Annotated in this window: 1 pseudogene; it reads left to right on the top strand. The window is 69.7% G+C overall.

The annotated features are described in order from the left end of the window. Positions 1 to 221, top strand: a pseudogene (locus tag PGQ95_RS26485) (sodium-extruding oxaloacetate decarboxylase subunit alpha); the annotation flags it as partial.

Genomic DNA, 221 nt, shown 5'->3' with positions numbered 1-221 from the left:
CCCCGCGTGCGCGAGGACCTCGGCTTCATCCCGCTGGTGACCCCGACCTCGCAGATTGTCGGCACCCAGGCGGTGCTCAACGTGCTGGGCGGCGAGCGCTACAAAACCATTGCGAAGGAGACCGCCGGTATCCTGAAAGGCGAATACGGCCACACCCCGGCGCCGGTTAACGCCGCCCTGCAGGCGCGGGTGCTCAACGGCGCCGACGCCGTCACCTGCCG

Origin of the sequence: Klebsiella sp. 141240 (assembly GCF_050600805.1) — a bacterium.
Taxonomy (GTDB): Bacteria; Pseudomonadota; Gammaproteobacteria; order Enterobacterales; family Enterobacteriaceae; genus Klebsiella; species Klebsiella aerogenes.
The sequence above is the reverse complement of the archived record's forward strand: the minus strand, read 5'-3'. Positions and strand labels throughout refer to the sequence as shown.